Genomic DNA, 20,287 nt, shown 5'->3' with positions numbered 1-20,287 from the left:
GTCGCGTCCCCGGCCGCCGCGATCATCGGCTCGAAGAGCGAGCGGACCCGGGCCAGGTGAGCTCGGGCCTCCGGCCCCCTGCGAACGCGACCGTGCCCCGGAATCATCACTTGCCAGTCCCAGCTCTCGAGCTCGGTCAACACCTCGACCCATGCGCTCGGGTAGCCGTGGCCCGCGTACGGCAGGTCGTCGAGCACGTCGCCGGTAATCAGGACCCCGGCTTTCGGGAGAAGCACCACGAGGTCGCCGCGCGTGTGGGCGTGGACCGCGCGGATCTCGATCGGACCGACACTGCGGCTCAGAGTCAGCGATTCGGGGACGGTCAGGGTCGGCTCCGCCCATTCGATCGACTCGAGACCGGCGAGAACCTGCTTGGCCGCCGCAATCTGCTCGGCGAGGGTCTCTTTTCCTTCGTCGTCGAGGGCCCCGCCGGCGCGGCTGACACCCGTGGCCAGGCGCTCTTCGCCGGCCGGAATCTCGCGCCGGTAGAGTTCGAGCTCGAGCTCCGGTGCCGAGCGGTTCGGGATGTCTTCGAGCAGCGTCGGGTGGCCGATGATCTCGACGCCCGGAAACTCGTCCGTGTAGACGAAGTTGCCGCGCGTGTGGTCGCTGTGAAAGTGCGTGTTGACGAGATAGCGGACCGGCTTGTCGGTGCGCTCGCGAATAGCGGCAATCAGGGCGCGGACGGTCGCGGGTTCACTCTGGCTGTCGATTACCAGCATGTCCCGGTCCGAAATGATGACGACCGAGTTGGAATCGTTGAATCGGCGAGCTTCGGGCTGGAGCGCGGCCCAGACGCCGGGGGCCACCTCCTCTAGCGTGAGATCGCTCGCGTCGGCCGACGGGAACGGAGACAGAGCCAGTGCGACCACGACCAGGGCCCGCACGTGCGCGGCCGGCCGACGCTTCAAGCGGCCTCTTTCAGCAGCAGCTCCTCGAAGAACTCCTCGACCGCTACGAGAAAAGCTTCGACGTCGGGCAGGTCGTTGATGCGCCGCCGCAGCTTGGCTCCATGCGGCAGGCCGTGGGTGTACCAGCCGGTGAACTTGCGCAGCTTGTGCAGTGCGAACTTGGACGGCTCCCGCTCGGCGATCATGCGGAAGTGCTCGAGAATCAAATCGCGACGATCGCGGGTGGTCGGGTCGGTGAGCTCATTGCCGTCCATGACGGCGGCGATCTGACGGAAGATCCAGGGGTTCTTGGTCGCGCCGCGTCCGACCATGACGCCGTCACAGCCGGTCTTCTCGATCATGGCGAGAGCGTCCTCGGCGGTTCTGACGTCGCCATTGCCGAGCACCGGAATCGAAAGAGCCTCCTTCAGTCGAGCGATCTCGGACCAGTTGGCCTCTCCCGAGAAACCTTGCTTGGCGGTCCGGGCGTGCATGGCGACCGCGGCGACGCCGTTGTCCTCGCAGATTCTGCCGAGCTCGAGGTAGGTTCTCTCGGTATCGCGCATGCCGAGCCGGAACTTGACCGTTAGGGGAATCGACAGGGCTTTGCGCACTTCGCGGATCATGCGCTCGGCCAGCGGCAGATCGCCCATGAGCGAAGCGCCGGCGCAGCCCTTGAGCACCTTGTTGGCCGGGCAGCCCATGTTGATATCGCACAGATCCGGGCCCAGCTCTTCGACAATGCGAGCCGCCTCGACCATCGTGTCGACATCGGAGCCGTAGATTTGAATCGAGAGTGGTCGCTCTTCCTCGCAGAAGTGCATGAGCTCGCGCGTCTTTGCGTTGCCCTGGGCGATGGCTCTCGAGGAGATGAACTCCATGGTGACCACGCCGACGCCGCCGATCCGGCGGATGATCAGGCGGAAGTCCCGGTCGGTGACGCCGGCCATGGGCGCGAGAACCAGAGGAGGGTTGACGGGTACCGGGCCGATCCGCAGCATAGCGCTGCCATTCTACCGGTCGTTTCCGCCGGCCGACTCCGCAACAGGACGCTCGGGCAGCTTGCGGCAGGGTGATGCGAGGCACTCGAGGCCTGTAAGATCCTCGCGGATGGCTTGGTACAAGGAGTGGTTCGGAGAGGAGTACCTCGAGCTCTACGCGCATCGCGACGAGAGCGAGGCCGATCGCCACGTCGACTTCGTCGAGAAGGTCATGCTCGGCTCGAACGGGGCGCGACCGCGGGCGATTCTGGATCTCGCTTGCGGCGCCGGTCGCCATACCGAGAAGCTCCGTGGCCGCGGTTTCAGGACACTGGGCGTCGATCTCTCCCTGACCCTGCTGGCCCAGGCGCCGGGCCTGCCTCGTACCGCCGGCGACATGTGCCGCCTGCCGTTCAAGAGCCGAACCTTCGACTGGGTGCTCAACTTTTTCACCTCGTTCGGATACTTCGAGACCGAGCGCCAGAACTTCCAGGTGCTCGAGGAGATCGAACGCGTGCTCACCCCCGGGGGCAAGTTCCTGATCGATCTGTTCAATCGCGAACAGGTGCTCAAGAATCTGGTGGCCGAGGAAGCGCAGGTGCGGGGCGGCTATCGGGCGCAGATCGAACGCTGGTTCGACGAGTCGACCGAGCGGGTCAACAAGCGCATCCGTCTGTACAGGGGTGATGATGGCAAGGGTCCGGTGCCGACGTTTCTGGAGAGCGTGCGCGCGTACCGCCCGGAAGAGGTCACTATCGGCCTCAGATGGGCGGGACTCGAAGTCGACGCCCTCTACGGCAGTTTCGAGAGAGAATCCTTCGGGCGTGACAGTGAACGACTCATCCTCGTCGGCCGTAAGCCGAGCTGACTCGGCCGGGGGCTGGGAAGACGAAATGGGCACAAATCGGAAGGGGACGGACCAGCTGAGCGTAGACCTCGTTCCGGCCGGTCTGCTGGACGGGCTGCCGGCGGCGCTTGCCCAGGGCGAGGGCCTCGAGCTGCTCGAGCCGCTCGGGTTCGAGGGCTGCGGAGCCGGCCCTCTCGAAAGGAAGCTGCCCGCCGTCGAGCGCCGCGAACTGGCAGAGGCCCTGGCGCTGGCCAATGCGGCTTACGGGCACCCGAAGGCCGAGTCGCTGGCGGCGCGCCTCGCCGATCCAACGACCGCGGTCGTGGTCACGGGTCAGCAAACCGGCCTTTTCGGCGGACCGCTCTACACCCTGACGAAGGCGGTGGCGGCCACGCTCTGGGCCGAGCGTCTTGCCGCCGAGGGCCGGCCGGCGGTCGCGGTGTTCTGGATGGCCACCGAGGATCATGACTATCGCGAGGTCGCCCGCGCGAAGTTTCCCGGTTCGCCGGTCTCCGGTGGCTCTGGTGGCTCCGGCGGCTCAGACCTTCTATCGCTCGATCTCGGCGACGACCCGACGCCGCTCATGCCGGTGGGCATGCGCACGTTGGGACCGGGCGTCGACCGCACGCTCGAGGCACTGCGCGACTCGATGCCCGGAGAACGCTTCTCTGGATGGGTCGACCGGCTGGCGACCTGGTACCGGCCAAATGCGCGCTTCGGCGAGGCCTTTGCCCGGCTCATGACCGGGCTCCTGGGCGCGCGCTGTCCGCTGCTTCTGGACGCGATGCTGCCGGCGGTGAAGCAGGCCGAGCGGCCGTGGCTCGAGCGAATCGTGACCGGCCACGAGGACATCGTGGCCACTCAGCAAGCTCGGGACGAAGCCATCCGGTCGGCCGGATACGAGCTGCAGGTGCAGCCGCAGCCCGGCGCGAGCCCGCTTTTCTATCTTCATCGCATGGCGCGCCGGCGGCTGGTGCTCGAGGCCGAGCGAGTCTCTCTGCGCGGCGAGGCCGAGTTCTCCGAGACTCGCGCCTGGCTGGAAGAGGCCGTGCGCGAGAATCCGGCGGTGGTGAGCCCGGGAGTCCTGGCTCGGCCCGCGGTCCAGGACGCGATACTGGGCACCCATCTCCAGATTCTGGGTCCCGGGGAGGTGTCCTACATGCCCCAGGTGGCGCCGCTCTATGAATACCTCGGCATCGCGCCGCCGATAGTGGTGGTGCGTCCGCAGGCGTTGGTTCTGGGCAGGCATCAGCTCGACAAGGTCGACTCCAGCGGTCTCACGCTGGCCGGGCTGGTGGCGCCGGATCTGGACCTGGATCGGGCACTGGGTGGGGCGGGAGGTGACGAGCTGGTCGCAAGTGCTGCCGCGGATATCGGCAAGCGGCTTGACCAGCTGGGAGCCAGGGCGCTCGAGCTGGACAAGACTCTCGCCGGGCCCCTGGACAAGACGAAGAGCCGCATCGAAGGGGCGCTGGCCGGTTTCGCGGCCAGGGCGGCCAAGGCGCTCGCCCAACGAGATCAAGTCCGGAGGCAGCGGGCCGAGTCGCTGCGTGCGGTATGCCGGCCGGCGGGTGGCCTTCAGGAGCGGGTGATTTCGAGTGCCTATTTTCCGGGCAAGTACGGCGAACGCTTCGTCGACGCACTGTTCGAACAACTCGACCTAGACTGGCGGCGGTTGTCGGTCATCGACCCCTCATAGCCCGACCGACAGGAAGAAACTCCATGACCCTCGACCTTCTGGCGATCAGTCCCCATCCCGACGACGTTGAGCTTGCGTGTGGCGGCACCCTGGCCCGGGTGGCGACGGCGGGAGGGCGGGTCGGCCTGCTTCACCTGACTCGCGGAGAAGCCGGAACCCGCGGCACCGTCGAGGAGCGCGAGCGCGAAGCCGAGTGCGCGGCCGAAGCGCTGGGCGCGGTGGCGGTCGAGTTCTTGGATTGCGGCGACGGCGCCCTGCGTACAGGCGTCGAAGAAGAGGACGCTCTGATCGAGCTGCTGCGACGGCTGCGGCCCGAGCTGGTGCTCTGTCCGCCGGCCTCGGATCGACATCCCGACCACGGCCGCGCCCATCGCCTGGTCGAGGCGGCGTGCTTCTACGCCGGCCTGGCCAAGCGGGGGAAGCCCGAATGGGGTGAACCCCATCGGCCGGCCGCCGTATTTCACTACATGCTTCACGACACGTTCGAGCCCCGGTTCATCGTCGACGTGACCGACGTGTGGGCCAAGAAGATGGCCGCGCTGGCCTGCTACGAGACTCAGCTTTATCAGAGCTCGGGACCGCGGAGTGATCAGCGGCCGCGCCAGACCGAGACCAAAGTATCTTCGCCCGAGTACTGGCTCGCCGTCGAAGGCAGGGCGCGCCACTTCGGGCTCTTGATCGGTGCCGAGTTCGGCGAGCCGTTCACGAGCCGTCTGCCGCTCGCGGTCTCCGATCCGCTCGCTCTTCTGCCCGGAGGCTTGCGTTGAAGATCGGCATCAGCTGCTATCCGACCTTCGGCGGCTCGGGAGTGGTGGCGACCGAGCTCGCCATGGCACTCGCCGCGAGCGGCGACGAGGTTCATGTCATCAGCTACGCTTTGCCCTTTCGACTCGACCTCGTCGAATCGCGGCTGACCTTTCACGAGGTTGTAGTTCCGCACTACCCGCTGTTCGACTATCCGCCGTACTCGCTGGCGTTGGCGACGAAGATGGTCGAAGTGGCGCGGCACAACCTGCTCGATCTTGTGCACGTTCACTATGCCGTGCCCAATGCGGTATCCGCGGTGCTGGCACGCGAGATCCTCGAGCCGCAGCCGCTGCCGGTAGTGACGACTCTTCACGGGACCGACATCACCCTGATCGGCAATGATCCGAACTACCTGGAGACGACACGCTTCGGCATCGAGAAGAGCGACGCGGTGACCGCGGTCTCGGAAGCTCTCAAAACCTCGACGGTGGAACAGCTCGGCGTGCGCAACGACATCACCGTGGTACCCAACTTCATCGAGCCCGAGCGCTTCGACCGCGCGCGCATGGGCGGGGGCGCGCGCAGCTGGGCCCGGGGTGACGAGAAGCTGATCGTTCACATTTCGAACTTCCGTCCGGTCAAACGGGTCCTCGATGTAGTCGAGGTGTTTCACCGCGTGCGACGCGAGCTGCCGGTGAGGCTGCTTTTGGTGGGCGACGGCCCCGACCGGGCCAAGGTCGAGCGTCATTGCCGCGACTGCGATACCTGCGACGAGATCACCTTTGTCGGCAATATTCCTCTGGTCGAGCAGATCCTCGCCGGGGCCGACCTGTTTCTGCTGCCCTCCGAGACCGAGTCCTTCGGTCTGTCGGCGCTGGAGGCGATGTCGTGCGAGGTCCCGGTCATCACCACGAATGTGGGCGGCCTTCCGGAGGTCGTGGACGACGGCGAGACCGGATTGCTTTTCCCGGTCGGGGATGTGGAGGCGATGGCGAGCGGGGCGGTGGAGCTTCTGCGCGACGACGAGCGCCGGCTCGCGATGGGGCGCCTGGGGCGAGAGCGAGCGGTCGGGCGCTTCAGCGAGGATCGGGTCGTCGAGCTCTATCGAGACGTCTACAGCACGGTGCTTTCCCGCTAGCCAGTAGCCGGCATCTCGCTACGAACCCGATGACAAGGTCAGGCCAGGGGTGAGCTCTCCTCCCGGGTCGTATCGGGTCTTACGGGAACCGTGTTCGGGCGAGCTGCGCGAGAAGGGCTCTCGGTTTCTGGCGCTGCTCGAGCCGGTCTTGGACTCGGAGGCGGCGGTCGCCTATCGACGTGAGGTGGCTGGACGATATCGGGACGCGAGCCATCATTGCTGGGCACAACGGATCGGCTGGCCGGCCGAGGAGCACTCATCCGACGCCGGCGAGCCCAGTGGGACCGCGGGTGAGCCGATCGCGCGGGTGCTGCGCTTTCACGAGTTGTCGGATATCACGGCGATCGTGGTGCGCTGGTTCGGCGGGGTCAAGCTGGGCAAGGGAGGGCTGGCTCGTGCTTACGCCGGGGCGGTGGCCGCGGCGCTCGAGAGCGCCCGCTTCGAAGAGCGCTTCCCGACGACTCGGCTCCGAGTCCGGATGGCCTACGACCGGATCGGAGCGGTGAAGCGTCTGGCGCGGGTGCACGGCGCCAAATGGACTGTGGAGAGCTATGGCGCAGACGTCGAGGTCACCTTGGGAGTGCGCACCCAACTGGAGGAGGTCGTGCGCGCGGCTCTCGCGGATCTGCGCGTGGAGGTTCTGCCTGCGCGTCGAGGTTCTGGAGAGGCGGAAGATGACTCGTAACACACTTGCCGCCCAGAGGCTCCTCGGCTACACTTCGTCTTACAGTTTTCTAACGAGCTCGTAGCCGCTTGCCGGCATCGACCGTTTCAAAAGGAGTGAGTGATGAGTGAAGCCGAAACTCAGCCGACATCCGAAGCCCCTCCGCCGCCACCTCCTCCACCTTCATCGGGTGATAGCGCTTCCTCCAACCGGGGGTTGATGATCGCTCTGTCCTATCTTTGGCTGTTGGCGTTGATACCGCTTCTGGTCGAGAAGGACGATGCCGAGGTGCAGTGGCACGCCAAGCACGGCCTGACCTTGCTGGTCGCGGAAGTCATCCTGTGGATCGTCTTCGCGGTTTTGAGCATGGTTCTGGGCCCGCTGGCATGCGTCTTGGCGATCGTTCAGCTGGTTCTCTTCATCGCGATCATCGTCGTTCACATCATTTGCATCGTCAAGGGCGTCAACGGCGAGCGCTTCCTCATACCGGGCGTCAGCCAGTACGCGGATCGTTTCTAGGGGAGAGCGACTATGAGCGAACCGATATCGAGCACGGCTCCAGCGTCCAGCAATCGTCCGACCATCATTCTGGTGCTTGGCATTCTCGGCGTGATCTGTTGTGGGCTGCTGGCGCCGGTGGCCTGGATCATGGGCTCCTCGGAGCTCAAGGCGATTCGGTCCGGTGCTTCGCCCGCCGCTGGGGAAGGCCTGGCCAAGGCCGGCATGATTCTGGGCATCATCGGCACGGTTCTGTTGCTGCTGTCGTTGCTCTGGATCTTTTTCGCCGGCGGCATGGCCATTCTCCAGGGTGTGGCGGCCTGACCAGGTGGGGCGCCGCGGCGGCGCATGGTGGCTGCTGGGTTTCGCCGGCGTAGCGATCTTCGCGGCACTGAGGTTCTGGAATCCGGATGAGTCCGGCTTCCAGATTTGTGTCTTCAGGACAATTCTCGATCTTCCCTGTCCGGGATGCGGCCTGACCCGCGCCATGTCGCATCTCGCGCACGGTTCGCTCGGCAGGGCCCTCGATCTGCATCCCATGGCCCCGATCCTGGCGTTCGAGGCCGGCGTGGGCTGGATCGCCTGGGGAGTCATGGGCAGCGACCGGCTGTGGCGCGCGCTAGGGGACCGCGTCGAGCCCGCGGTCATCGCTCACGCCGTGCCGCTCTTCGCGCTCTGGCTGGGACGGGCGGCGACCGGATCGTTGCCTTTCTAGCCGGCCCATCGGAGCTCCGAGCTAAGATCCCGGGAGTGCGCCGCGTCGCGATCCTTCGCTCTGCCTCAATCGGACTGGTCGCCCTGGCCGTTCTCGGTCTCGACCTGGCGCGCCCGCCCGAGGCGCAGTGGGGCGCGAAGGTCTTGTTGGGGGCGATCGACCTGTATCAGGCAACTCTGTCGCGAGCTCTCGGCGCGACCGGCGCCCGCTGCCGTTTCGAGCCGACCTGCAGTCACTACGGTGAGGCGGTCATTCGCAGGCACGGCGCGCTCAAGGGCACCGGTCTGGCGCTGGCACGAATCGCGAGATGCGGTCCATGGACTCGGCCGGGTACCGTCGATCCACCGCCGTAGACCGCCGACGGAGCGGCGGTGCTAGCATCGCCCGCTCATGACCGAAACGGCACTCCACCCGACCCAGATCCGCCGGCTCGCGGAGAGTCGGACCATGCGTCTGGTCTGGTCGGACGGACACGAGGTCGAGTACCCCTATGACTATCTGCGCGGCTACTGTCCGTGCGCCGGCTGCCAGGGGCATACGCCGAGCGAGATTCGGTACCAGCCGCCGAGCCAGCCGGTCGAGCCCTGGAGAATAGAGTCGGTTGGCAACTACGGCATCTCGATTCAGTGGTCCGACGGTCACGCCACGGGGATCTACCGCTTCGACTTCCTGCGTGAGATCTGTCCGTGCCCGGTCTGTTCCGAGGCTCGCGCACCAACCGACAATGGAGATGAACAATGAAGGGTTTGATGCTAATACTCGGCGTCTTGTTTCTCGGCACGGCGGTCTTTGCTCAGGGTGATTCCGCGGAGCAGGTCGTGCTCGAAACCAACCACGGCAGGATCGTGCTCGAGGTCGATTTGAAGAACGCGCCGAAAACCGGCCAGAGCTTTCTCGACAACGTCGACGCCGGCACCTACGACGGCCTGATCTTTCACCGGGTGATTCCGGACTTCATGATTCAGGGCGGCGGCTTCACGCGTGAGATGAAGCCGGTTCCGACGGACAAGAGCTTGATGAACGAAGCCGACAACGGCCTCAAGAACCTGCGCGGTACCGTGGCCATGGCGCGTCGACAGGATCCGCACAGCGCTTCGATTCAGTTCTTCATCAACGTCGTCGACAATGCCGCCCTGGATCACACCGGAAAGACACCCCAAGGCTGGGGCTATACGGTCTTTGCCCGCGTCGTCGAGGGCATGGAGGTCGCGGACGCGATCACCGAGGTGCCCCGAGGCCAGGTCGGTCCCTTTCGCGACGTGCCCGAAGAGCCCGTCATCATCGAGAGTGCGAAGCGGCGAGCGCAGTCGACTACGGCTGAATAGAAAACGGCTATTTCTTCGTCTTCTTGCGCACGAACTCGAGGCAGGCCCAAAGCACCTCGAGCTGCTCCCGGCCGTGAGGGAGGGAAAGACCTCTCCAGACGTCTCGCACCGCGGTCAGAAGATCGTAGAAATCGACCTCTCGCTTCTTCTGGATGATCCGGCGCAGAGCCGCGAAGACATCCGATGCGTTCCATAAGGACGGTGCCTTGCCACGCAGCTCTTCCCAGGCGACTTCGAGCGCGCGCAGCCGGCGCTCGGAGAAGTCCTGGTCGCGGTACAGCTCGCGGAGTCTTCCCGCCTCGTAGAGATCGTCGAAACGTAAGCCCTCCGGCACCTGATGCGAACTGATGACCTGCCAGTGCTGAGGCAGCAGCTCCTCCTTCTTGACCTGCATGACCAGGATGTCGAACTTGGGCAAGGGCAGGTTCTCGAAGAGCACGCCCAGGAGCGGGTATTCTTCGCCTTCGGCCCAGCCGGCGATGCCGTCCAGCTCGGGCAGCTCCCTGGCCGGTGGCGGCACCGGCTTCGCGGTTTTGGCCTGCTCGGGCCGGGCGGCTTCTTCTGTAGCCATCGCGGGCGCACTTTATCGAAGTTGGTCTTGGCGGGCCACAACGTGTGCGAGAATCTGGCCGGCGCGCCGACCGGCCGCCAATCCCTGGGTCAACCGTAGGCTTTTCCTTCAATGCAGAGCGTGTTTCGTTTCTACCGCCTGGCAGTGTTGCTGATCGCACTCTTTCTCGGGTGCGGTCCGTCCGAGGAGCAGGTGCTTTTTCTGGATCTGCTGGCCGACCTGCCGGCGCTCGAGAAGACCGTGGAGACTCGTACGGTCGATTTCGGCTCGACGGAGGCGAGATCTCAACTGCACAGGGGGTTTACCAAGTTCCTGTGGGACATGAACCGTGAGCTGCCCTTCGTCCGCGGCGAAGGCCGGCGTTCGGTGGTTCGCTTCGCACTGCTCGAAGCCCGAGATCTCGAGCTGGTCCTGCGGGGCCGGCCGGTTCCGAAATCGGCGCCGGCGCAGGTCGAGATCGCGGTCAACGCGAAGGTCCTTCGCAAGATCGAGCTCAAGCCCAAGTTCCGACGCTACCGAATCAAGCTGCCCGCGTCGGCACTGCGACGCGGAGAGAACCGGCTGTATCTGACCTACTCGGGACAGGCCGATGCTGTCGCCTGGTACGAGATCGGGCTTCTCTCTGGCGTTGCGAGCGCCCGGCCGCCCGCGGTGATCCAGTCGAGCCGGTCACTGTTTCTGCCGTTTGGAAGTCAGGTCACGGTTCCTTTCTTCGCGCCCCCCGGAGCCGAGCTGCGCTTCGACGAGATCAGTGTTCGAGGTGCGGGACTGCTCAAGGTGCAGGTACGCCGTGACGGCGCGCCGGACGAAACCTACGAGCAGGCAGAGTCGATCGAGGACGCCGTCTTCGCCTTCGGTGGCGAAGACTGGACGGCGGTCCGGCTGACTCTCACGGCTCTGCCGGGCTCGGCGGGCGGAGAGCGCGACGGAATCTCCCTGGTCGAGCCCGGTGTCTGGGGGGCCGAGCGATTCTTCGGGGCGGTGAAAGAAGACCTGTCCGAGGACACCGAGGCCCGGCCCAACGTGATTATTTACCTCGTCGACACCCTGCGCGCGGACCACCTCGGCTGCTACGGCTACGAGCGGCCCGAAGGTCCAATCTCACCGCGAATCGACGAGTTCGCGGCGCAAGCGACCCTGTTCGAGAACTCCGTAGCCAACACCTCCTGGACCCGCCCGGCGGTCGCGACGATTTTCACCGGCATGTGGCCGGCGGCCCACCAGGTCAATCGCACCAAGGATCAGCTCGCGCCACAGACGACGACCCTGGCAGAGGTGCTCCAGGAGGCGGGATACGAGACCGTCGGCTTTATCGCGAATCCCAATGCCTGGAGGAGGTTCGGACTCGGACAGGGCTTCGACGTCTACCAGCACATCACCGGGGACTATCCGCCCTCGAGCCGGCGGATCAACAGCTCGGTCGCCGAGTGGCTCGACGGACGCCAGGATGACAAGCCCTTCTTGCTCTATGTTCACACCGTCGACCCGCACGATCCCTACAATCCACCGCCGGAATTCCGGGAGCGCTTCGCGCCCGGCACCGAGGAGCTGCTGGCTCTGCCGAAGAAAGAGCGCTGGCGCGTCGGCTACCGCGACGACCTGGTCAATCTCTACGATGGCGAGATTGCCCACAACGACGAGAGCTTCGGCCTGTTTGTCGACGACCTGGAGGCTCGGGGTCTGTGGCGGGATTCGATCGTCATCTTTGTCTCCGATCACGGCGAGGAGTTCCAGGAGCACGGCTCCTGGACCCACGGCCGCAAGCTCTTCTCCGAGAGCATTCGCGTGCCGTTGATCATCAAGTGGCCGGGCCAGAGCCAAGGACAGCGTCGAGCCGATCTCGCCCAGCAGATCGACATTCCCTCGACGGTCCTCTCCGAGCTCGCCCTGCCCTGGCCGGGGGCCTTCGAAGGTCGCGACCTGGCCGTTTCTGCCGCCGCCGCGCCGCCGACGTCGTTTGCCTATCTCAACTACTACGGGCCGCTCCAGCTGTCCGCCCTGCGAGACGACTGGAAGCTCATGGTGCAGGTCAAGCGCCAGAGCTCCTGGCTCCTGGATGTCGAGAGCGATCCCGCCGAGACGATTGACCAGGCTCTGGACCATCCAGTCATGAGCGACGCGCTCGATGCCCTTCTGGAAGAGGCGCTTAGCCCCAAGCCGTACTGGCTGCGGGCCGGCGAAGCCGAGATCGACGCGAAGCTCGAGGAGCAGCTCCGAGCCCTCGGCTACCTGGACTAGCGATCGCGGAGCTCGGAGGTAAGAAAAAGCGGGCCGAATGGCCCGCCTTGAATGCGTGGTGCCGAAGGCCGGAGTCGAACCGGCACGGGTTGCCCCACACGGCCCTCAACCGTGCGCGTCTACCAGTTCCGCCACTTCGGCGTGCTTATCAATTCTATCAAGGACCGTCGGGTGTTTCCGGGTCCGTTGTCTCGCCGGTGTCATCGGCGCCGTCGCTGGGCGCGGACGCATCCTCACTGGTGGCCGTTTCCTCCTCAGAGCCGGAGTCCTCGACCGCGACCGGCGCTGCCGTGTCTCCCGGCTCGGTCTCCGCGGCTTCTTCCGTTTCTGTGGCTTCCGCGGCTTCCGATGCAACCGCCTGCTCGACCTCGCTCATGACCGATCCGCCGCTACCGCCGCCGGTCTTCAAGAAACCGAAGGCAATCGTGGTCAGAATAAAGCCGACAAAACCGGCCACCGTCAGCTTGTGCAAGAGACTGGTGGCGCTGCGAGCGCCGAAAGCCGTTTGGGTTCCGCCCCCGCCGAAAACCGAAAGATCGGCGCCGCTGCCCTGTTGAAGCAGCACGACCATGATCAAGAAGAGGCAGATGACGACGTGAATCGCATAGATGATGTAGAGCATAGAAGTCCTTCCTGGAGCGGCGCTTACGAACCGCAACAGTGGATGATAGCCGAGAATTGGCCTGGGTCAAGGCTTGCCCCGCCCACCAGGAAGCCGTCGATGTCGCCTTGGGCGAACAGCGAGCCGGCGTTCTCGGGGTTGACCGAGCCTCCGTAGAGGATTCTCTTGCTCGCCGCGGCCGCCTGACCGATCAGATCCGACAGCGCTTCCCGGAGAAAGGCGTGAGTCTCCTGTGCGATCTCCGGGGTCGCGGTCTTGCCGGTGCCGATGGCCCAGACCGGCTCGTAGGCGAGGGCAAAAGGCTCGGGCCGTCCGGAGATGGCCCCGGAGAGCTGTCTTTCCAGCACCTCGAACGCGCGGCCCGATTCGCGCTCTTCTTCGCTCTCTCCAATGCAGATCAATGCTGAAAGACCGCTGGACACGGCCGCCTGGGCCTTGGCGGCGACCAGTTCGTCGGTCTCGCCGTGGTCTCGCCGGCGTTCGCTATGGCCGCACAGGGCCCATCGACAACCGGCGCCGAGGAGCTGGGCGGCGGCAACGTCGCCCGTGAAAGCTCCCGATGACTCGGGATGAACGTCTTGTCCACCGACGGCGATCAAGCTGTCTCTGAGGGCGGCGCTGACGGCGGGCAACAGCGGTGGCGACGGGAATATCACGACCTCCCCCGAAATCTCGCCGAGGAGGCCGGGGAGCTCCTCGCAGTAGGTCGCGGCTTCCGCCGTCACCTTGTGCATCTTCCAGTTGCCCCCGAAGAGAGGCCGGCGCTGAACTGTGCTCATTCTCGTGGTCTCCTCTTGTCGGGGCGCTAGTCCTTCAGGACGGCGACTCCGGGTAGTTGCTTGCCGGCGAGCAGCTCGAGTGAGGCTCCGCCTCCGGTCGAAACATGGCCGAGTTCGCCGATGACGCCGGCGCGGTGGGCGGCGGCCACGGTCTCGCCACCTCCGATGACCGTCCAGCCCGGACAAGCGCCGAGAGCATATGCGGCGGCGAGCGTGCCGGCGTCAACGGGTGGTGTCTCGAAGACGCCGAGAGGGCCGTTCCAGAATACCGTGCCCGCGGTCGCGACCAGGTCGCCGATCGCGGTGCGAGCGTCGGGTCCGATATCGACCGCCAGGGTTTTCTCCGGAACCTCGTTGGGCACCACCGTTTCGATGCGGCGCGGGGTCTCGAGGTCATCCGTGACCACCAAGTCGGGTGGCAGCAGCAGATCGGTGCCCGATGCTTCGGCCTGCTCGATCAGGTCGTGCGCCAGGTCGAGGCGCTCGTGCTCCACCAGGGATCGGGCGAGGTTGAATCCCTGCGCGGTCAGAAAGGTGTTGGCCATGCCGCCGCCGACCGCCAGGGCGTCGAGCGCGGGCAGCAGGTTGACCAGGGTCTCGATCTTGCCCTCGATCTTGGCGCCACCGACGATGCCGACGAAGGGTCGGCGCGGACTCTCGAGCAGGCCGCTCAGGGCGCGGATCTCGAGCTCCAGCAGCCGCCCGGCGGCGCGCTGTTCGAAGTGCTCGGCGACGCCGACCACCGAGGCGTGAGCGCGGTGGGCGGTGCCGAAGGCATCGTTGACGTAGATATCGCCGAGCGCTGCGAGCGCGGCCGCGAAGGCGGGATCGTTCGACTTTTCTCCGGCCGAGAAACGGAGGTTCTCGAGCATCGCAACACCGCCATCGGGAAGCGCGCCCACGGTTTCGGCTGCATCGGCCCCCGTCGGTTCGTGCGCGAACGACACCGGAGTGTCCAGAATGCCGGCCAGATGGCGCGCGACCGGCTCCAGGCTCAAAGCGGGGTCACGCTCGCCCTTCGGGCGGCCGCAGTGCGACATCAGTACCAGACGCGCGCCGCGCTCGCGCAGCTCGGTCAAAGTCGGCAGAGCCGCACGAATCCGGGTATCGTCGGCGACCAGGCCGTCGGCCAACGGAACGTTGAAGTCGACCCGAACCAGGGCTACGCGACCGGCGATCGGTCCGAGGTCGTCAAGTGTTCTTAGTCTAGACATGGTATTTGAGAGCTCGCGGTTAGCCGCGCTCTGCGATGAGCTCGAGAATATCCGCCAAGCGGGAGGCGTGTCCCCACTCGTTGTCGTACCAGGCGACGACTCGGTAGAGCCCGCCTTTGCCATTCTGCCCCACGCGTCGCGTCAACGGTAGGTCCACGATGGCCGAATGAGGATCACCCATGAAGTCGGAGGAGACCAGCTCGTCCTTGGTCGTCGCCAGAACTCCGGCCAGCTCGCCTTCGGCGGCGGTTTCGAAGAGCCGGTTGACCTCCGCAACCGAGGGGCTCCGATTCAGCTCGGCGACCAGATCGATCAGCGACACGTTGGGTGTGGGCACTCGAACCGCAAAGCCCTCGATGCGCCCGGCGAGCTCGGGAAGGATGCGGCCCAGAGCGTCGACGGCGCTGGTCGAGGTCGGGATCATATTGAGCGCCGCGGCCCGCGCGCGCCGCGGGTCGGCATGCGCCGATTCGAGTAGCCGTTGGTCGTTGTTGTAGCTGTGCACCGTGTTCATCATCGCGTGCTGGAGACCGAACTCTCTATGCAGCAGATGCGCGATCGGGGCGAGACAGTTGGTCGTGCACGAGGCGCCGCTCAGAAGGCGGTGCCGCTCGGGGTCGTAGTCGCCGTCGTTGACCGCACGGCAGAGGGTCAGATCCATGCCCCTGGCGTTGGCCGACACGACCACTTTCTGCACCTTGCCGCGCCGGTGCAACTCGGCGCATTCGCGCGTCAAACACTTGCCGGTCGCGTCGACCACAACCCGGGCGTCGGTGTCCTGCCACGGAATTCTCGCAGGCTCAGCTTGTCCGAAAACTCGGATCGCGTGACCGTTGATGTCGATCGCTCCTTCGCGCGCCGAGACGGTGCCCTCGAGAACACCGTGGAGCGAGTCACGAGCTACGAGGCGAGCGAGCCGGTCGGCGGGAGCGAGATCGTTGGCGGCGACGAGCTCGAGAGTCTCGCGTTCGGTTGCGATCCGCAGCAACGCGCGCCCGATGCGGCCAAGGCCATTGATGGCAAAGGGTAATGGCATGGCAGGTGGGCTTCCGAGGCGAGGTGGGATTCTATCAAGGCAGAGCTACAATCCGATTGCGATGAGGAGCTCGCAAGACCTGATTCTGGGCATCGAGACCTCGTGCGACGACACCGCGTGTGCGGTCGTCGATACCGGCGGCAGGGTCCTGTCATCGGTCGTTTCGAGCCAGCTCGCAGCACATCGGCCTTACGGCGGAGTGGTCCCCGAGATCGCGTCGCGCGAGCATCTCAAGAATTGGCCGGCGGTGCTCGGCGAAGCCCTGCGCCGGGCCGACCGGGGACTCGAAGCCATGGACGCGGTCGCCGCGACCCGGGCTCCGGGCCTGATCGGCTCACTGCTGGTCGGCCTGTCGCTGGGCAAGGCCCTGGCGCGCGGCCTCGAGCGTCCGTTCTACGGCGTCCATCACCTGGAGGGGCATCTTTACTCTCCGTTCTTGAAATCGGCCGACCGGGAAGCCGACACGCCGCCTGAAAGCTTTGTGGCCCTGGTCGTTTCGGGTGGACACAGCGCGCTCTACCGGGTCCTGCGGGGCGAGATCTCGACCTTGGCCGAGACCCGAGACGACGCCATGGGCGAAGTATTCGACAAGGTCGGCAAGCGTCTCGGCCTGCCGTATCCGCAGGGCCCGCTCGTGGACGAGATCGCCGAAGACTGGCCCGACGGGGGCTCGGCCTTCGCGATCGCGCGCTGCAGCGACGGCAGCCTGGACTTCTCCTTCTCGGGACTCAAGACCGAGAGCCTGCGGGCTCTCGACCGCGCGACCGCCGGTCGCGACGAAATGTCACTCGATGACCTGGTTCAGATCGCCGAGGTTCGCGAGGTCTTGAGCGGTTTTCGCGAGGCCGCGGTCGGCCAGGTTGTGGATCGTCTGGACCGCCTGTACCGGCTGGAGCCTTTCGGCATGCTCGCGGTATCGGGTGGTGTGGCGGCCAACCGGTTGTTGAGAAGGCGCCTGCCCGAATGGGCCGGCGCCAAGGGCGTGGATTTGCGTCTGGTGGATCTGGCCCTCTCCGGAGACAACGCCGCGATGATCGCCCACGCCGCCGGCAAGCGCCTTCTCGCCGGCGATCGCGGCGACTCCGCGACACTCGAAGCCGCCAGCCGCCAACCGCTGGGCTCGCGATGAGCCGCGCCTTCGCGCCCTGGGTTTGCTAGATTGGAAGACCATGACGCTGAGTCCGGACCTGGTAACCGAGATCCTGGTGCGCCAGGGCGTTCTGAGTGACGAGCAGGGCAAAGAGGCCCGCCGTGAGGCGAAGCTGCTACCGGCACGCCCTGGCAACCCGCGCGCCTTCGAGCAGCAGACGCCGGCCTACGACGTCATCGAGCACTTGAGCTTTCCGAGCCGGGAGCACCCGGAGCGGACCATCGGCGAGATGGATATCGCGCGCGCCATCGCAAGTGACGCCGGCGTCGAGTTCGTGCGCATCGATCCGCTCAAGTTGAACGCCGATTTCATCGAAGCGCGAATGTCGCGCCCGTTTGCCAAGCGTCATCGCATGCTGCCCCTGGGTTTATCGAAGGGTCGTCTTCAGGTGGCCTGCGCCGATCCTTACGACATCGAGGCGATCGATTCCTATCGAAGGATCGTGGGCCGCGAGCTCGAGATCAAGGTGGCCTCGGAGCGCGAGATTCTGCGCGCGATCAATGAGTTCTACGGGTTGCGGCACTCGGTCAAGCGGGCCGAGGACGACCTCGAGGCGGGCTTCGATCTCGGCAATCTGGAGCAGCTGGTCAAGATGCGCAGCTCGGCCGAGATCGAGTCGAGCGACAAGCACGTGGTCAATGCCGTCGAGTTCATGCTGCAGCACGCCTACGACACGCGGGCCAGCGACATTCATCTCGAGCCCAAGCGCGACGTCTCGCTCATCCGTTTCCGGATCGACGGCGTTTTGCACGACATTCAGACGATTCCGAAAGTGGTGCACAAGGCCGTGGTCAACCGGATCAAAACGATGTCCAGGCTCGACATTGCGGAAAAGCGGCGGCCGCAGGACGGCCGCGTCAAGACGTCTCGCGGCGGTCTCGAGATCGAGCTGCGCGCATCGACCTTGCCCGTGGCCTTCGGCGAGAAGGTCGTGTTGCGTATTTTCGATCCCGAGGTTCTGAGCCAAGATCTGAACAACCTCGGGTTCTTCGCCGACGAGCTCGACCATTTCAACGACTTCATCACCCGCCCTCACGGCATTGTGCTGGTCACGGGGCCTACCGGCTCGGGCAAGACCACCACCCTCTATTCGGCGCTCAAGACGGTCGCCAGCCGCGAGCTCAACGTGACCACGATCGAGGATCCGATCGAGATGGTCGACGAAGAGCTCAACCAGACGGCGGTCCAGCGCCGAGCCGGAATCGGGTTTGCCACGGCGCTGCGCCACATTCTGCGTCAGGATCCGGACGTCATCATGGTCGGTGAGATTCGCGACGCCGAGACCGCCCAGTACGCGGTGCAAGCGGCGTTGACCGGGCACCTGGTGTTTTCGACTTTGCATACGAACGACGCCGCGGCCTCGATCACCCGGCTGGCGGATCTCGAGGTCGAGCCGTACTTGATTTCTTCGACCGTGATCGGCGTCGTCGCGCAGCGCCTTGTGCGCAAGATCTGTCCGCACTGCTCGACCGAGCACCTGCTGAGCCCGCTCGAGACCAAGACTCTGCGCCTGGCCGTTCCCGAGGGTAAACGGGTTCAGGTCAGAATCGGTGACGGCTGCGCGGAGTGCCGTGGCACGGGACACTTTGGGCGCACGGCCATTTTCGAGGTGCTACCGGTCGACGATGCGATTCAGGCGCTGATTCTCGAGGGCGCCGATGCCGCCCGCATCAAGCGGGAAGCGATCAAGAACGGGATGCGCTCCCTGCGCCAGTCGGCGCTGCGCAAGCTCTCCGGCGGCGCCACCTCCTACCAGGAGGTCGTCCGGGTAACAGCGCTCTAGCCGACGTTTGTGGATCGGCGGCCTCGAAATGTAGCGGTCGACCTCCGCTTGCCCTCGAGCGAAGCGAAGGGTCTCGACCGTCTTCTCGTCACCCACGATTCTTCGATCTACACAAAACGATAGAGGCCACCGGTGCGGTCTCTCCGGGAGCGCAGAGAGGCTCGCTCCGAGGCGCACACGGCCGGCCTCCAGCCGCAGATCGCCGGAGTCATCGTAGCGGTGACTTTGCACGGTCGACCAGCTCCAGGTCCGAGTTGTCCTTCGGAGTCTGGACGATGGTCTCCTCAGGTTCTGGCCAGCGCTTCTGTCACCTCGGCCAGATCGACCACCAGGGCGCCGTCCTTCGCTCGCTCGGTCGGCTCGAACTCATAGTCGCGAATCACTCGGCGGAAAACCTCTTTGAGCGCGCGGGCCCCCAGTCGGGGCTGGCCGGCGGCCCTGGCCGCGATCTCCCGCGCGGCTTCGGGTGAGAGCACCAGCTCGATGCCGAACTGTGCGAAGAACTGCTTGGCGTTCTGGAGTCCGGAGTCGGGCGCACCCAGGAAGATCTTCAGCAGGTCGCCTTCGTTCAGGTCTTCGAGCAGGACGACTCCGTCGAACCGCGACAGAAACTGCGGAGACATCCCATAGTCGAAGAGATCCTGGCTGCGAAGCCAGTCACGCAGCGAGAATGGAGTCTCCTCGCGCACATCCTCCGCGCCGAGCACGGTGACGGATTGCAGTGCTCCTCGATCCTGGCCCACCGTGACCCGGTCGTAGACGGCGTCGTAGAGTCCCTCAAAGGCGCCCGCGGCGACGAACAGAATGCCGCGCGTGTCGAGAAAGGCTCGGCCACCGCCGGTCGAGGACGGCAGCTCGAGCGGCAAGCGCTCGTTCTCCATGATCGTCAGTAGCGCCTCCTGCGCCCGGATTCCCGGAACGTGAGGGTCCTCGCCGATTCGAGCCCGGATCTTGTCGACCTCGTCCACGAAGACGATGCCGTGGGCGACCCGATCGAGAAGCCCGGCCACCGAGGCGCCGGCTCCCAGTTGCTCCTGAGCTCGCGCCATCAGCCGGTGCAACAAGCGCTCTCCGGGGGCGCCTTCGTCGGCTTCCTGGGCCAGGATGTTGGCGTGAACCCGAATCTGCGTCGAGCGTTGGGCGAGCTTGGGGTCGGAGGCCAGGAAGGACTCCACGGCGCGCATCACGGTCGTCTTGCCCGAGCCCGAGGCGCCGATCAGAAGCACGTTGCCCGCGGGAAGGCCGGCGAGCTTCTTGGAGATCGCGACCGCGATCTCGCGCACGGCGGTCTGCTGGCCGAACACTTTGCGCTCGAGAGCGGCCGCGATCTCCCGAGGCGATGGAAGCGAATCTGTCACTGGCGTCCGAGTTTGGCGCTCCGGACTCACGGG

At 65.6% G+C, this 20,287-nt stretch carries 22 protein-coding genes and 1 tRNA gene; 14 read left to right on the top strand and 9 right to left on the bottom strand.

The genetic code is table 11. The features are described 5' to 3' along the window. Both GY769_06715 and dusB read right to left on the bottom strand, forming a co-directional pair. The coding region (locus GY769_06715) for an MBL fold metallo-hydrolase (protein MCP4201612.1) at window positions 1-911 on the bottom strand (911 nt) is incomplete at its 3' end. Then, window positions 908-1,891, bottom strand: a complete 984-nt coding sequence (gene dusB / locus GY769_06710) for a tRNA dihydrouridine synthase DusB (protein MCP4201611.1) — start codon at window positions 1,889-1,891, stop codon at window positions 908-910. The genes GY769_06715 and dusB, both read right to left, overlap by 4 nt. Before the next feature lie 109 nt (window positions 1,892-2,000). On the opposite strand from dusB, the gene GY769_06705 reads away from it, so the two are divergent. The 11 genes from GY769_06705 to GY769_06655 all read left to right on the top strand — a co-directional run bounded on the left by GY769_06705 (window position 2,001) and on the right by GY769_06655 (window position 9,503). Then, a complete protein-coding gene (locus tag GY769_06705; GenBank protein ID MCP4201610.1) occupies window positions 2,001-2,738 on the top strand; it encodes a class I SAM-dependent methyltransferase in 738 nt (245 codons plus the stop codon). 25 nt (window positions 2,739-2,763) lie between these two features. Next, entirely contained in the window at window positions 2,764-4,416 is a 1,653-nt protein-coding gene (gene bshC, locus GY769_06700; protein MCP4201609.1) for a bacillithiol biosynthesis cysteine-adding enzyme BshC, read from the top strand. A gap of 23 nt (window positions 4,417-4,439) precedes the next feature. Continuing rightward, complete coding sequence (bshB1, locus tag GY769_06695; protein ID MCP4201608.1) at window positions 4,440-5,183, top strand: bacillithiol biosynthesis deacetylase BshB1; 744 nt, start codon at window positions 4,440-4,442, stop codon at window positions 5,181-5,183. Beyond that, on the top strand, window positions 5,180-6,301 hold the full coding sequence (gene bshA / locus GY769_06690) for an N-acetyl-alpha-D-glucosaminyl L-malate synthase BshA (protein ID MCP4201607.1): 1,122 nt from the start codon (window positions 5,180-5,182) through the stop codon (window positions 6,299-6,301). Before bshB1 ends, bshA begins: the two co-directional genes overlap by 4 nt. A gap of 49 nt (window positions 6,302-6,350) precedes the next feature. Further along, a complete protein-coding gene (locus GY769_06685) occupies window positions 6,351-6,986 on the top strand; it encodes a YigZ family protein (GenBank protein ID MCP4201606.1) in 636 nt (211 codons plus the stop codon). Window positions 6,987-7,088: 102 nt separating this feature from the next. After that, window positions 7,089-7,484 (top strand): hypothetical protein, encoded by a 396-nt coding sequence (locus GY769_06680; protein MCP4201605.1) that lies wholly within the window; start codon window positions 7,089-7,091, stop codon window positions 7,482-7,484. 12 nt (window positions 7,485-7,496) lie between these two features. Beyond that, complete coding sequence (locus GY769_06675; protein ID MCP4201604.1) at window positions 7,497-7,787, top strand: DUF4190 domain-containing protein; 291 nt, start codon at window positions 7,497-7,499, stop codon at window positions 7,785-7,787. Next, window positions 7,774-8,178 carry a DUF2752 domain-containing protein gene (locus GY769_06670; protein ID MCP4201603.1) on the top strand — a complete coding sequence of 135 codons (405 nt, stop codon included), beginning with the start codon at window positions 7,774-7,776 and terminating at the stop codon, window positions 8,176-8,178. The genes GY769_06675 and GY769_06670 overlap by 14 nt, the downstream gene beginning before the upstream one ends. Beyond that, a complete protein-coding gene (gene yidD / locus GY769_06665) occupies window positions 7,932-8,531 on the top strand; it encodes a membrane protein insertion efficiency factor YidD (GenBank protein MCP4201602.1) in 600 nt (199 codons plus the stop codon). The genes GY769_06670 and yidD overlap by 247 nt, the downstream gene beginning before the upstream one ends. A 94-nt stretch (window positions 8,532-8,625) precedes the next feature. Continuing rightward, window positions 8,626-8,919: a DUF971 domain-containing protein gene (locus GY769_06660; GenBank protein ID MCP4201601.1), complete on the top strand. Its 294-nt coding sequence runs from the start codon at window positions 8,626-8,628 to the stop codon at window positions 8,917-8,919. Further along, complete coding sequence (locus GY769_06655; protein MCP4201600.1) at window positions 8,916-9,503, top strand: peptidyl-prolyl cis-trans isomerase; 588 nt, start codon at window positions 8,916-8,918, stop codon at window positions 9,501-9,503. Before GY769_06660 ends, GY769_06655 begins: the two co-directional genes overlap by 4 nt. 7 nt (window positions 9,504-9,510) lie before the next feature. On the opposite strand, the gene GY769_06650 is transcribed toward GY769_06655, so the two are convergent. Next, a complete protein-coding gene (locus tag GY769_06650) occupies window positions 9,511-10,074 on the bottom strand; it encodes a hypothetical protein (protein MCP4201599.1) in 564 nt (187 codons plus the stop codon). Window positions 10,075-10,185: 111 nt separating this feature from the next. Here GY769_06650 and GY769_06645 point away from each other — a divergent pair, with 111 nt between their 5' ends. Continuing rightward, complete coding sequence (locus tag GY769_06645; GenBank protein MCP4201598.1) at window positions 10,186-12,312, top strand: sulfatase; 2,127 nt, start codon at window positions 10,186-10,188, stop codon at window positions 12,310-12,312. Window positions 12,313-12,368: 56 nt separating this feature from the next. On the opposite strand, the gene GY769_06640 is transcribed toward GY769_06645, so the two are convergent. From GY769_06640 to GY769_06620, 5 genes are all read right to left on the bottom strand, one after another. Continuing rightward, window positions 12,369-12,453 (bottom strand) — tRNA-Leu (locus GY769_06640). A gap of 16 nt (window positions 12,454-12,469) precedes the next feature. Beyond that, window positions 12,470-12,934: a preprotein translocase subunit SecG gene (gene secG, locus GY769_06635; GenBank protein ID MCP4201597.1), complete on the bottom strand. Its 465-nt coding sequence runs from the start codon at window positions 12,932-12,934 to the stop codon at window positions 12,470-12,472. A gap of 23 nt (window positions 12,935-12,957) precedes the next feature. Further along, window positions 12,958-13,713 (bottom strand): triose-phosphate isomerase, encoded by a 756-nt coding sequence (locus tag GY769_06630; protein MCP4201596.1) that lies wholly within the window; start codon window positions 13,711-13,713, stop codon window positions 12,958-12,960. Window positions 13,714-13,739: 26 nt separating this feature from the next. After that, a complete protein-coding gene (locus GY769_06625) occupies window positions 13,740-14,927 on the bottom strand; it encodes a phosphoglycerate kinase (GenBank protein ID MCP4201595.1) in 1,188 nt (395 codons plus the stop codon). Window positions 14,928-14,946: 19 nt separating this feature from the next. Then, a complete protein-coding gene (locus tag GY769_06620; GenBank protein ID MCP4201594.1) occupies window positions 14,947-15,963 on the bottom strand; it encodes an aldehyde dehydrogenase in 1,017 nt (338 codons plus the stop codon). Window positions 15,964-16,024: 61 nt separating this feature from the next. Here GY769_06620 and tsaD point away from each other — a divergent pair, with 61 nt between their 5' ends. Both tsaD and GY769_06610 read left to right on the top strand, forming a co-directional pair. Next, on the top strand, window positions 16,025-17,092 hold the full coding sequence (gene tsaD, locus GY769_06615) for a tRNA (adenosine(37)-N6)-threonylcarbamoyltransferase complex transferase subunit TsaD (protein ID MCP4201593.1): 1,068 nt from the start codon (window positions 16,025-16,027) through the stop codon (window positions 17,090-17,092). A gap of 40 nt (window positions 17,093-17,132) precedes the next feature. Continuing rightward, complete coding sequence (locus tag GY769_06610; GenBank protein MCP4201592.1) at window positions 17,133-18,896, top strand: type II/IV secretion system protein; 1,764 nt, start codon at window positions 17,133-17,135, stop codon at window positions 18,894-18,896. Window positions 18,897-19,180: 284 nt separating this feature from the next. On the opposite strand, the gene GY769_06605 is transcribed toward GY769_06610, so the two are convergent. Further along, the gene (locus GY769_06605; protein MCP4201591.1) at window positions 19,181-20,254 is read right to left on the bottom strand and encodes an AAA domain-containing protein; all 1,074 of its coding nucleotides are present in this window, start codon (window positions 20,252-20,254) and stop codon (window positions 19,181-19,183) included. Window positions 20,255-20,287 lie beyond the last annotated feature (33 nt).

This window comes from bacterium, from assembly GCA_024224155.1.
Classification (GTDB): Bacteria; Acidobacteriota; Thermoanaerobaculia; order Multivoradales; family JAHEKO01; genus CALZIK01.
Note: the sequence above shows the minus strand (reverse complement) of the source record. Positions and strands in the feature narration are given on the sequence as shown.

Coding starts and splice junctions, on each gene's coding strand:
- GY769_06655 (MCP4201600.1), top strand. CDS start 8,916: ATGAAGGGTTTGATGCTAATACTCGGCGTCTTGTTTCTCGGCACGGCG.
- yidD (MCP4201602.1), top strand. CDS start 7,932: ATGCGGCCTGACCCGCGCCATGTCGCATCTCGCGCACGGTTCGCTCGG.
- GY769_06610 (MCP4201592.1), top strand. CDS start 17,133: ATGACGCTGAGTCCGGACCTGGTAACCGAGATCCTGGTGCGCCAGGGC.
- secG (MCP4201597.1), bottom strand. CDS start 12,934: ATGCTCTACATCATCTATGCGATTCACGTCGTCATCTGCCTCTTCTTG.
- GY769_06645 (MCP4201598.1), top strand. CDS start 10,186: ATGCAGAGCGTGTTTCGTTTCTACCGCCTGGCAGTGTTGCTGATCGCA.
- dusB (MCP4201611.1), bottom strand. CDS start 1,891: ATGCTGCGGATCGGCCCGGTACCCGTCAACCCTCCTCTGGTTCTCGCG.
- GY769_06680 (MCP4201605.1), top strand. CDS start 7,089: ATGAGTGAAGCCGAAACTCAGCCGACATCCGAAGCCCCTCCGCCGCCA.
- GY769_06650 (MCP4201599.1), bottom strand. CDS start 10,074: ATGGCTACAGAAGAAGCCGCCCGGCCCGAGCAGGCCAAAACCGCGAAG.
- GY769_06630 (MCP4201596.1), bottom strand. CDS start 13,713: ATGAGCACAGTTCAGCGCCGGCCTCTCTTCGGGGGCAACTGGAAGATG.
- GY769_06675 (MCP4201604.1), top strand. CDS start 7,497: ATGAGCGAACCGATATCGAGCACGGCTCCAGCGTCCAGCAATCGTCCG.
- bshC (MCP4201609.1), top strand. CDS start 2,764: ATGGGCACAAATCGGAAGGGGACGGACCAGCTGAGCGTAGACCTCGTT.
- GY769_06660 (MCP4201601.1), top strand. CDS start 8,626: ATGCGTCTGGTCTGGTCGGACGGACACGAGGTCGAGTACCCCTATGAC.
- GY769_06625 (MCP4201595.1), bottom strand. CDS start 14,927: ATGTCTAGACTAAGAACACTTGACGACCTCGGACCGATCGCCGGTCGC.
- GY769_06705 (MCP4201610.1), top strand. CDS start 2,001: ATGGCTTGGTACAAGGAGTGGTTCGGAGAGGAGTACCTCGAGCTCTAC.
- GY769_06620 (MCP4201594.1), bottom strand. CDS start 15,963: ATGCCATTACCCTTTGCCATCAATGGCCTTGGCCGCATCGGGCGCGCG.
- bshB1 (MCP4201608.1), top strand. CDS start 4,440: ATGACCCTCGACCTTCTGGCGATCAGTCCCCATCCCGACGACGTTGAG.
- tsaD (MCP4201593.1), top strand. CDS start 16,025: ATGAGGAGCTCGCAAGACCTGATTCTGGGCATCGAGACCTCGTGCGAC.